At 65.2% G+C, this 11452-nt stretch carries 7 protein-coding genes; 2 read left to right on the forward strand and 5 right to left on the reverse strand.

Annotation, left to right across the window (positions count from 1 at the left end):
• Nucleotides 1-435 precede the first annotated feature (435 nt).
• The 5 genes from Q0R23_RS15280 to Q0R23_RS15300 form a co-directional block, all read right to left on the reverse strand.
• Nucleotides 436-2322 (reverse strand): DUF5060 domain-containing protein, encoded by a 1887-nt coding sequence (locus Q0R23_RS15280; protein WP_293914344.1) that lies wholly within the window; start codon nucleotides 2320-2322, stop codon nucleotides 436-438.
• Nucleotides 2323-2467: 145 nt separating this feature from the next.
• Nucleotides 2468-3367 carry a carbohydrate ABC transporter permease gene (locus tag Q0R23_RS15285; protein WP_293914345.1) on the reverse strand — a complete coding sequence of 300 codons (900 nt, stop codon included), beginning with the start codon at nucleotides 3365-3367 and terminating at the stop codon, nucleotides 2468-2470.
• Between the two features lie 44 nt (nucleotides 3368-3411).
• The gene (locus Q0R23_RS15290; protein WP_293914347.1) at nucleotides 3412-4383 is read right to left on the reverse strand and encodes a sugar ABC transporter permease; all 972 of its coding nucleotides are present in this window, start codon (nucleotides 4381-4383) and stop codon (nucleotides 3412-3414) included.
• Between the two features lie 136 nt (nucleotides 4384-4519).
• Nucleotides 4520-5761, reverse strand: a complete 1242-nt coding sequence (locus tag Q0R23_RS15295) for an extracellular solute-binding protein (RefSeq protein ID WP_293914348.1) — start codon at nucleotides 5759-5761, stop codon at nucleotides 4520-4522.
• A gap of 303 nt (nucleotides 5762-6064) precedes the next feature.
• Nucleotides 6065-7123: a LacI family DNA-binding transcriptional regulator gene (locus Q0R23_RS15300; RefSeq protein WP_293914350.1), complete on the reverse strand. Its 1059-nt coding sequence runs from the start codon at nucleotides 7121-7123 to the stop codon at nucleotides 6065-6067.
• 264 nt (nucleotides 7124-7387) lie between these two features.
• Between Q0R23_RS15300 and Q0R23_RS15305 the strand changes: the two genes are divergently transcribed.
• The gene (locus tag Q0R23_RS15305) at nucleotides 7388-9934 is read left to right on the forward strand and encodes a hypothetical protein (RefSeq protein ID WP_293914352.1); all 2547 of its coding nucleotides are present in this window, start codon (nucleotides 7388-7390) and stop codon (nucleotides 9932-9934) included.
• A complete protein-coding gene (locus Q0R23_RS15310; protein ID WP_293914354.1) occupies nucleotides 9931-11325 on the forward strand; it encodes a glycosyl hydrolase family 28 protein in 1395 nt (464 codons plus the stop codon). The genes Q0R23_RS15305 and Q0R23_RS15310 overlap by 4 nt, the downstream gene beginning before the upstream one ends.
• Nucleotides 11326-11452: the final 127 nt, after the last annotated feature.

Genomic DNA, 11452 nt, shown 5'->3' on the forward strand with positions numbered 1-11452 from the left:
TGATGCACTTCAAACTTCCGAGCGACGTTATCGATATTTTCGCCGTTCTGGACGGCTTTGACGATGCGTTCTCTCAGCTCGATACCGTAGCCCCTGGCGCCCACAATCGTTCGCATGTACTTATTATGCCACTTGCTCTAATCAACCCACTGGTGACGTTTCAGCCGTCTTTCGGGGCGGCTGTGGATTGAAACGCCGAAGTGGCGAAAACGATTGCCATGAAGGCCCCCTTGCAATTTCAACTCGAAACTGCACGTCCAGTGCGAGCAACACCTGCATCTGGGTCAGCAACTGCCGGTCCCGCTCACTGGGCACCCCGGTACTGCCATCAGCCTTGATCACGGTCAGGATGAACCGGTACGGCGGACCGGTACCTGACTAGAGGTTTGACCGTAACCGGTCCTCAACAACTCCACCAAGAGCGTCATTTTCCCTCTACCGCCGCCCCACCCGCTCAATCACCACGGCCAGGTCGCGCCCGAATCTCGGGGTTTGGACCCTGAGTACGCCGCCGACGCTGCTGATGGCCACCGTGCCGGTCCACTTCGCCGCCTGCGGGTCGAACCAGCGAGCATGGTAGCGGCCATCCTCCAGGCCCCTGACACTCAGGATGGTCTGGCGCAGCGGCAATTCCTGCGTCCAGACCGGACTGTTCGGCTTGCCCGCCGCGCCGCCTAGCAGCGCCTCGGTGTAGGCGTGGTTAGCGGCGGCGGCGCTGTACTGATCGCTGATGAGGTACACCAGGGCGTGGTCCCTGCTCCGCAGGGCGTGCGCCTCGGTGTCCAGTTGCGCGGTCTGTACGCTCACCGGGCGCAGGGCGGCCAGCGGCTGACCCTTCAGGAAGATGCCCAGACCTCTGTACTCGCTCCACAGATTCTTCGGCCCGACCAGGGTGTCCCACCACCAGTACATCCCGCTTCCGGCGTAGCCCAGAAACAGTGGCGACCACAGGCCGGTGTGCAGGTGGGTACGCTCTGTTGCCAATGGCGCGTCGCTGCCGCCCGCGCTGTAGCCGAGTTCGGCCAGCAGCACCGGCTTGTTCGGTACCGTCTCGCGGAATTGGCGGATCAGCCCGGTCAGCTCGGTGGGCAGCTCGCGGTTGGTGTAGAGGTGCTGCTGCGCGAACCCCAGCTCCGGCAGAGTCCAGGTAGCCGAGGCGGCGCCGCCGCTGTAACTGGTGCTGACCAGGTGATCGTAGGGGTCGTAAGTGCGGAGCGTGGCGGTCATCTCCTGTATCCAGGGCCTGAGATCGCTGTCGGCAATGGGCGTCCAGTTAACCTCGTTCCAGTATTCCCAGGCGAACAGGTTCGGGTAGGCGGCGAAGCGGGCGGCCAGGTAGCGCAGCCGCCGCTTGAACAGGTCTCTGGCCCGTGCGTCGGTCACGAATTCGCCGGGCGCCCTCAGCGGGCCACCGTTGGCAGCGTTGTATGGGTTACCCTGCCACTCGGCGTTGACCGTCTGCGAGAACTGGCCGTGATTGATCAGGCACAGCTCGATACTGATACCGCGCACCTGCGCCAGTCGAAACACCTGATCGAGCAGCGCCATCTGCCGCTCGCGGGCGGTGTAGTCGCCCAGCCCGGTGTCCTTCCACTCCAGGCCCAGGCCCCATGCGGGCATCCAGACGCGGGCGAAATTGCCGCCGTTGGCGCTGAGGTTGTCGAAATAGCGCCGGTAGTCGCCCAGCACGTCCTGGTCGGTCCAGGCAACGTTCAGGCCGATGGGCACGTAGACGTCGCCGTTGCCGTAGGCGAACAGACGCGGGTTTTCCTTGCTGACGCCGATAAAACCGGGGCCGCTGCCCTGGGTGACGTTCAGGCTGACACTGCCGCTACCGATACCGCCCTTCAGCTTGGCCGTGAGGGAATACACCCCAACCTCCACCGGTGTAAAGCGGGCCAGCCAGCCGGGAGCACCCTGCGCCTTACCAGCGTCGTCGACCGTGTAGCCGTAGAAGGCGGGCACGCTGAAGACCTTACCTCCCGGCGCCGTGAGCGTCAACTGAAGGTCTACCTGGGCCGGGTCGTAGGGATTGGTCGCCGCGCCGTCGGTCTGAAGCTGGACCGTCACGGGCGTCAGGCTGGGCGCGGAAGCGGGCACCTTCACCAGTGTCAGGTAGGTAAATGGGCGCGGACTCGGTGAGGTGCTGGTCATGGTCGTTTCCGGCCTGGCAGGTGCTGGATTCGGCAGTGGCGCCGCCTGAGCTGACAGATTTGGCACAGACAGGTTCTGCCCCGACAGGTTTTGCCCCGACAGGTTTTGCGCGGCGCCCAATCCGAGTGCCAGCGCGGCGCCGATCAGCACGGTTGATCTGGACGACATGGTTCTCCTTGAACGCTCATTTCCGCCGCCGCTACCGGAAGCGAAAGACAGCGTGCCCGGCGCACTGCTCCCCACTTTCGGTAAGCGGCCTGGTGAATGGATTTCGGTTACGCCCCTTCTCACAAGCCACAGGCCACCTGCCTCTCTACCCCTTCGTCGCCCCCGCGCTCAGCCCCTGCACGAACTGCCGCTGGAACAGCGCGAAGAAGACCACGGCGGGCACCGAGACGATCAGTGAGGCGGCCATGACCACGCCTGCGCCTGACGGGCTGTAGTTCAGGTTGGCGGCGAGCTGCGCCAGGATCATCGGCAGGGTGCTGTGCGACTCGTCGTTGACCACCAGAATTGCCCACAGCAGATCGCCCCAGACGCCCAGCGCCACCGGAATGGCGATGGCGGCCATGGCCGGTCTCAGCAGCGGCGTCACGATCTGCCACCAGATTCGCAGGTCGTTCGCGCCGTCGATGCGGGCCGAGTCCACCAGATCGGTGGGAATGGCCAGGATGGCCTGACGAAAGTAGAACACCACAAAGGCCTTCGCCATCAGCGGAATGGTCAGGGCCGAGTAGGTGTTGATCCAGCCGAGGTCGCGGACCATCAGGAAGTTAGGAATGAGGGTGACTTCCCAGGGAATCATCATGCTGGCGAGCAGCAGCGTGAACAGCACCGTGCTGCCGGGAAAGGGCCGCTTGACCAGCACATACGACACCAGCGAGGCGATCAACAAACAGCAGGTGGTGACCGACGCTGTAATCAGCAGGCTGTTGAGCATGTAGCCGAAGAACCCCAGTCCATTCGGAAACTTCTGAAACAGGCCCTCACCCTGATCGAGAATATCTTTCGAGACGCCCAATTTGGAATTGTAGAAGTTGCCCAGAGTGAAATCGTGAATATAAAAAGTCGGCGGGTTTTGCTTGAGTTCTGGCACGCTTTTGAAGGCGCCGGTGAACATCCAGTAGAACGGCACCATCACGCTGAGGGCCAACAAGTACAGTGGGGTTTTGAGCAGCCGCAGGAACCAGACGTTTTGCCGTTCACCGACCATGTGGGACCTCCGGTTGGGTAGAGTTCAGCTCGGTCTTCTTCGGCTCAATCCAGATCATTGATCCTCCCGATCCGCAGATTGATCAGCGTCAGGATAAAAATCACGGTGAACAGCAGCCAGGCAATCGCGCTGGCCGCGCCCATCTCGAAGTGCCGGAAGCCCACGTCGTACAGGTAGACCGTCAGGGTCAGGCCGCTGTCGAGAATGCCGCCGACGTTGTTGGTATCGCTAAACAGCACGTAAGGCGTGAAAAATTCCTGAAAGGTGCCGATCATGCCGGTCACCAGCACATACAGGATGGTGGGGCGCAGCAGCGGCAGCGTGATCTTCCAGAAGCGGGCACTCGGTCCGGCGCCGTCGATGGCCGCCGCCTCGTAGATTTCGGGCGCAATCGAGCGCAGGCCCGCCACGAAGATGACCATGTTGTAGCCCAGCACGCTCCAGACCCCGATGACGATCAAGAGCGGCAGGGCGTAGTGCGGATCGCCGAAAAAGCGGATCGACTCGGCGCCGAACATCTTGCGAACAGTGTTGAACAGCCCGAATTCCTCACTGCTGGCGATCCATTTCCAGACGCCGATGATGCCCACGCCGCCCGCCACCAGCGGCAGGAAAAAAGCGGCCCGCATCAACTGGTGCGCCAGTTTCTGCCCGCCGAATGAGAGCGCCAGCAGCAGCCCCACGCTCGTCGAGATCAGCGAGGTGAAGAACATGTAGGTCAGCGAGTTGCGCAGCGCCTTGTAGAAGCGCGGGTCGTGGAGCATGTTCACGTAATTGGTGGCGCCGACCAGGTTGGGCGCCTTGATGCCGGTGTAGTCGGTAAAACTTAGGTACAGCGATCTGAGCACCGGCCACAGCACGAACAGCACGAACAACACCACGAACGGCAGCACCAGCCCCATCGGCGGGCCGTACTTCTGCATGAAAAACCGCACTCCCCGCCGGGGCTGGGGCCGCGCCGCGCTCATTCCCAGCGGGGCCGTGCGGGTCTGCTGCAAGGTGGTTTTGTGAATCACAGTCTTCTCCCCTCCCCAGGGCGCTGGCCGCGCCGGTCGAACGGGGGCGGGGACGCCCGAACCTGGCCGCGTCTCCTCGCCCCCGCTGACGGACGCCCGAAGTGGGCACGCTAGACATGCCCCACTTCAGCCGGTCTTATTTGTACTTCACCAGGTTGGTGTTCATGGTCTCGGCCACGCTGTCGAGCGCCGCTTTGGGGTCGGTGCCGTTGAACACCACGCCCTGAATGGCTTTTTGCAGCACGTCGCCGCTCTGCTCCCAGCCGGGGCAGTTGGGCGGGCCAACGGTGTCTTTAAGCTGGGCGTTGAGGACCGCCTTCTGGTCGGCAGGCAGCGAAACCTGGGTGGCCAGGTCCTGACGCCCGGCGGGCAGCCACAAGGCGGGAATCTTGGCGGCAGCCTTAATCATGGCGACGGTACTGCGGGTCGAGTACATCTCTTTGAGGAAATCGGCGGCCAGGTCGGCGTTTTTGGAGTAGGCGGTAATGCCGATCAGGGAGCCGCCCGCGAAGGCCGTGGCCTTGCCGGAAGGGCCAGCGGGCAGCTTGGCGACGGCCCACTTACCCGTCAGCTTGGGGCGGCTGATCGGGATGGATTGCAGCGACCAGTTGCCGGTGCTGCCGATAGCATAGTCGCCGTTCTCCAGGCCCTGCTCCAGATCGGGCCAGCCGTCGGTAGGCGACTTGAACTTGGTGTAGAAGTTGGCGTAGTACTTCAGCGAATCCACGCCCGCCTGAGTGTTGATAGCAGACTTGCTGCACTTGGCGTCGTACAGGGTGCCGCCCGCCTGGTACAAGTAAGGAAAGTACCCGACCCAGCCGACGTTGCCCCACTGCGAGATGTAGCCCTTAGCGCCGCTACCCGCCGCCGTGCTGGAGCGCAGTTTCTCGATGGCGCCGGAGAGTTCGGTCCAGTTTTTGGGTGCGGATTTGACCAGATCCTTGCGGTAGTAGGTGAGCTGTACGGTCTGGTCGAACGGCAGGGCGTAGAGCGAGCCGTCGAGTGAGGTGATCGCTTTCATGATGGCCGGGCTGGCGGTCTTGGCGATCTGGGCCAGCAGCGCCGGGTACTTCTGCTTGATGTTGACCAGCCCGCCCTTGTTGCCCAACTCGATGCCGTAAGACAGGTAACCGGTGATGAGGTCCGGACCCGACTGGCTGGCGAGCGCTGCCAGGTACTTGGTAAACGCCTGGTCGCCGGGAATGGCCCGCAGCTCAAAATCGGTGCCCACGTGCGCCTGTTTGTAGAGGTCCACGGCAGGCTGCATGGTCTTGACGGCGTTTTCGTCGCCGATGACCCAGATGGTGAGTTTGGAGGCGAGGCCGGTGCTGCCGAGCAGCAGTCCGGCGCTCAGGGCCGTGGTAATCAGTGTACGCATGGGGGCTCCTCGTGAAGCAGGCGAAACCGGATTGGTGGGGCGCTCAGGGCAAACGGTCACGGCTCGGCGCCGTCAGACACGGCCCAGACGAGACTGGCGAACTGGAACTGGGACGACAGAAGCTCACACTCCTGGGTCCGGTCAACGTTTTGTTTAGTAAACGCAGTCAGCATAACATCCTACCTGACGGCTGTCAATCAGGCAAAGGTGCTGGAAATCAGGGACGGCGCTCGGCGGAGGCTCCGGGGAAACTGCCGTGCCAGAGGCGCCGGAACAGTTTTGCAGGTTTGGTACGGCATGGGATCAGCCGGGCTGGTCGCCGACCGGGCGGCGCACCCTGGAACGCCGCGCCGCGCCTGCCGCCTGGCCGGAACTCCGGCGCACCACCAGTTCGACGGGCACCAGCACCTGTTCGCGCGGCGCGGCGCTTCCCGCGAGCAGCAACTCCAGCCCCAGGGCGCCCAGCCGCTCCTTGTCCACCCGCACGGTGCTCAGCGGCGGGCGGGCGTGCAGGGCCATCTCCACGTCGTCAAAGCCCACCACGGCGATGTCTTCCGGCACCCGCAGCCCGGCTTCCTGAAGGGCGGTCATGGTCAGCATGGCGGTGCTGTCGTTGTAGGCGAAGATGGCGTCGGGCCGCTCAGGCGCAGACAGCAGCGCCTGCACGACCTCGCGCACCGGGGCGCCCTGCTCTACCCGGTCGAGCAGCACCTCCAGGGCGCTCCCGGCCCGGCCCGCCTCGGCCAGTGCCCGCAGGTATCCGGCCCGCCGCTGTGAGAGGCTGAAATGCGTCTGCGGCCCCTCGATGTGCGCCACCCGCCGCCGCCCGGACTGGATCAGGTGCCGGGTCGCCAGGTAGCCGCCGGTCTCGTTGTCGGTGTTGACCGAGGGCAGACCGGCGTACTGGTGGTCGATCAGCACCAGCGGCTTGCCCGAAGCCCGCAGCGCGTCCAGCAACTCCGGCTGGAAGTAGCCCGCGCACAGCAGGGCGTCGGCGTCCAGGCGGCGCAGCAGTTCGTCTACGGCGTCGCCCGGCCCCACCGAGGCGTAGGTGAGCGACACGTCCGCGCCCTGGCAGGCCACCTCGACGCCGTGCAGCACCGGCGAATAAAAGGCGTTGGCCGAGGGCGTGGCGTGCAGCCGGTTGAGCAAAAAGGCCACCCGCCGCGCCTTGACGGGCCGCAGCTTACCCAGGTCGTAGCCGAGGCTCTGGGCAGCGTCCAGCACCGCCTGACGGGTTTCTTCGGTCAGTCCTGCCTGCCCCTTGAGCGCCCGTGAGACGGTGCCCGTCGAGACGCCCACCTGAGCAGCGATGTCGCGCACGGTGGGAGCGGCAGAGAGGCGGGAGCTGGATCTGGTCACGCCTCACTCTATAGCTCAGGGCCACCGGGGCGGGTGCAAATCTGACTGGACTGACTGGCCCTGATGACATATCAGCTCTGTATACCGGAGGCTTTGACAGGGCGGGCCGGGCGGTGCTAACGTCTAAGCGTTTAGTAAACAAATTCGTTCGGGCGCTGCCGCCGATCATCATTGCCGGACCGCTCCGGTGTGAGTGTTCGGCGCCCGCGTCTGGCCTCACGCGCTCACCCCGGCGTCTGCCCCCACTCAGTTGTAGGAGTGCCCATGTCCCAGCTTTCTGATCTCGCCCGCCACTCCACATTTGTGCATCACGGCTGGCAACTGCGCGCCCTGACGCCCGGCACCGACCTCCAGGCCGCCCTGAACGAAGCCGCCGAGTGGCTGGAGGCGACGGTGCCCGGCACCGTGCAGCAGGATTTGCTGCGCCACGACGTCATCCCCGATCCGTACCTCGGCCTCAATGAGAACGAGGTGCAGTGGGTGGGCGAAACCGACTGGCTCTACCGCACGACCTTCACGGTGGACGAGGGCAGCCTGGCCCAGCCGAACGTGGAGCTGGTCTTTGGGGGTCTGGATACCGTCTGCGAGGTGCGGCTCAACGGCCAGGTCATCCTGAAGACAGACAACATGTTCGTGCCGGAGCGCGTAGACGTCAAGGCGCTGCTGCGCCCCGCCGACAACGAGCTGCTGCTGCACTTTTCCTCGCCGCTGCGCGAGAGCCGGGCACGTGAGGCGCACTACGGCGTCCGGGCGGCGTGGAACGGCAATGCCAGCCGGGTGTATCTGCGCAAGGCCCAGTACCACTACGGCTGGGACTGGGGTCCAGTCATTTTAACGTCCGGTCCCTGGCTGCCGATCGAGCTGCACGCCTACAGCGCCCGATTGGGCGAGGTGGCCGCTCCGGTGACGCTGGCGGGCGGCCAGGCCAGCGTCCAGCTCACCGCGACGGTGGTCGGCGAACAGGCAGGTGTGAGCGTTCATGCCGAGTTGCGCGGCCCGGACGGTGGGTTAGTGGCCCAGACCCAGGGTGACAGCGCAGCGTTGAATGTTCCCGATCCCCAGCTCTGGTGGCCGCACGGCTACGGCGCTCAGCCGCTGTATACGCTGAGCGTGCAGTTGCGGCGCGGTGATGAGCTGCTGGACGAACAGATTCAGCGCCTGGGCCTGCGCCGGACAGAACTGCGCCAGGAGCCGGTGGAGGGCGAGGCGGGAGTGAGCTTCACCTTCGCCGTGAACGGCACTGAGGTCTTTACGGGCGGCGCCAACTGGATTCCCGAAGACCTGCTGCTCAACCGCGTCACGCCGGGGCAGGAACGCGCCCGAATTCAGCAGGCGGTGGACGCGGGCATGCTGATGCTGCGCGTCTGGGCGGGCGGCATCTACGAAACGGACAGCTTTTACGATGCCTGCGACGAACTGGGCGTGCTGGTCTGGCAAGACTTCCTGTTCGGCTGCGGGATGTACCCGGCTCACCCGGAATTCCTGGCGAGCGTGCGGCGCGAGGCCCAGGCTGCCGTAAAACGCCTGCGGCACCACGCCAGCCTGGCGCTGTGGTGCGGCAACAACGAGGATTATCAGATCGCCGAGAGCGTGGGTGCCGGAGATTTCAGCGGCCAGGCCGACCTGGCTCAGTCAGCCTTTCCGGCCCGCGAGATCTACGAACGGCTGCTGCCCGAAATCTGTGCCGACCTCGACCCGGCGACGGCCTACTGGCCCGGTAGCCCGTACACGCCCGGCGGCCCCGCTGCCCCTGCCGGTGCGACCACCGACCAGACCAAGGGGGACCGCCACACCTGGGACGTCTGGCACGGCAGCATGGCCCCTTATGGCGACTACGGCAAGTACGAGGGGCGCTTTGTCAGCGAATTCGGCTTGCAGTCCGCGCCCGCCATGAGCACCATTCTCAGCTTCACCCAGCCTGCCGACCGCCACGCCAACTCCCGCGTGATGGAACACCACAACAAGGCGGGCGACGGTCCGCGCAGGCTGGCGGTGTACCTCTCAGATACCGTGCAGCCGCCCGCCGACTTCGCCGAGTGGGTCTACGACACCCGGCTGGTGCAGGCCGAGGCGATGGTGGCCGCCTACCGCGCTTACCGCCGCCGCTGGGGACACGCGGGCAAGCGGGCGGTGTCCGGCGCACTGGTCTGGCAGCTCAACGACTGCTGGCCGGTCACGAGCTGGGCGCTGATCGACTCGCACGGCCTGCCCAAGCCCGCCCTCTACGCGGTGGGCCGCGAACTGGCGCCGGTGGCGGTGGGAGCTGAGCGCCACAGCGGCGAGCTGAGCGTCTGGATTTGCAGCAGCAAGCTCGAAACCCAGGCCGTCGAGATCGAGCTGGACGTGTTCAGCCTGACCGGAGAGCCGCTTCACCACCACCTCAGCAGCGAGGTCGCCGCGCCCAACGCCACCACCGAACTCAGTATCGGTATTCCTGCTCTGAAGGATGACGCCGTGGTGTTCGTCCGCGCCTTTCAACACGGAGTTGAGCTGAGCCGGGCGGCGCTGTGGCCCGAACCGCTCAAGTATTTCGCCCTGCCCGACCCCGAACTGAGTGTCCAGTTGATGACGACGGTGCAAGGCGACCAGCTCAGCGTCGGCGCCCGGCTGCCGGTTAAGGGCGTCTGGATCGACGCGGGCGCGGCGTTGAAGGGTAACCACTTCGACTTGATGCCCGGCGAGCGCGTGAGCGTGACGCTGCCCGGCGGCTCCGTCCCCGTGACCGTGCGGGCCGTCGGCAGCGCCGAGATCGCCGTATCTGCCCAGCCAGCTCCGATTCAACCTGCTGCTCAGCCGGTGGAAGCGAGGTGACCCGGCTCCTACCGACCTCGGCGGTCTTCAACGTCCTTGACTACGGCGCACGCGGCGACGGCCTGACGAACGACGCCGCCGCTATCCAGGCCGCCATCGACGCCTGCTTCACGGCGGGCGGCGGCACAGTGACGCTGCCGGGCGGGCGCACCTACCGGTCTGGCTCGCTGGAGCTGCGCGCCGCCACCGAGTTTCGCGTCGAGCGCGGAGCCACCTTGCTCGCCAGCAGCGACTACGCCGACTACCAGTTCGCCCACCACAGCGATCAGGTCACGGGCGGGCTGTTCTTCGAGACCGAGTTGCCGCGTCGGGCCTGGATCACCGCCTTCGGGGCGCATGACCTGTGCATCACGGGCGGGGGCCGCATCGACGGCAACGGGCGCGGCTTCGTACAGGTCGACATGGGCGACTATTTCGTGATGCGCGGCGCAGACAGTGCCGACGCGGTGCAGGGCGGCGACCAGTACCGCGAGCGCCCCTTTACCCTCCACCTGATCGGCTGCCAGCGGCTCGATATTCACCACGTCACCATTCTTGACGGGGCGCACTGGACCCTGCGCCTGACCGGCTGCGACGACGTGAGCGTGAGCAGCGTCCGGCTGCACAACAGCTTCAAGGTGCCCAACTGCGACGGCATCGACCTCGACCACTGCAAGCGGGTGCGGATCAGCGGCTGCGACGTGCGGGCCGGAGACGACGCCATCTGCCTGAAGTCCTGCAAGGCCACCGAGGTCTACGGCGTGTGCGAGGACGTTACGGTGACGAACTGCACGCTCAGTAGCGCCAGCAGCGCCCTGAAGACCGGCAACGAGAACTGGGGCCTGATCCGCAACGTGATCTTCCAGGGCTGCGTCGTGCGCGACTCCAACCGGGGCCTGACCGTCCACTGCGGCGAACCGGGCGGGGTCGAGAACGTGCTATTTTCCGACATCATCGTCGAGACGCGCAAGTATCAACGAAGCTGGTGGGGCCGCTCGGAGCCGATCTATGTCAACGCGACGGCCTGGAAGAAAGAGGACGGCGTGGGCAAGATTCGCAACGTGCGGTTTCGCAACATCCTGGCGAGCGGCGAGAACGGCGTCTTCGTCTATGCCGAGCAGAACGGCGACGTGGACGGCGTGACGCTGGAGAACGTGCGCCTGGAGGTCGGTGAGTGGCTGGGCAGATTTCCGACCCGGATGCAGGATTTCCGACCACGTACCGGGCGAGGGGGCGAGGAGGACCGTCCCACACGCGGGATTACCGTCGAGGGGGCCGCTCACGTGACCCTGCGCCACGTGGAGGTGGTCTGGGGCGAGAACAGACAGCCCTACTACGGCGAGGCGCTCTACTCATATAAAGCCGAGGGGTTGAAGGTCGAGGATTTCACCGGCAGCGACGTATCTGATTAGCGATGCAGGGGTGGTCGCGGTTCGAGCCGTGGGCGAGTAGACTCAGGCATGACCGGCGACCTGACCCGCGATGACCTGCTGGCGATCATCCGTCGGCAAGCGGAGCAGTTCGAGCGACTGGAAGCCG

The organism is Deinococcus sp. (genome assembly GCF_025362455.1).
Taxonomy (GTDB): Bacteria; Deinococcota; Deinococci; order Deinococcales; family Deinococcaceae; genus Deinococcus.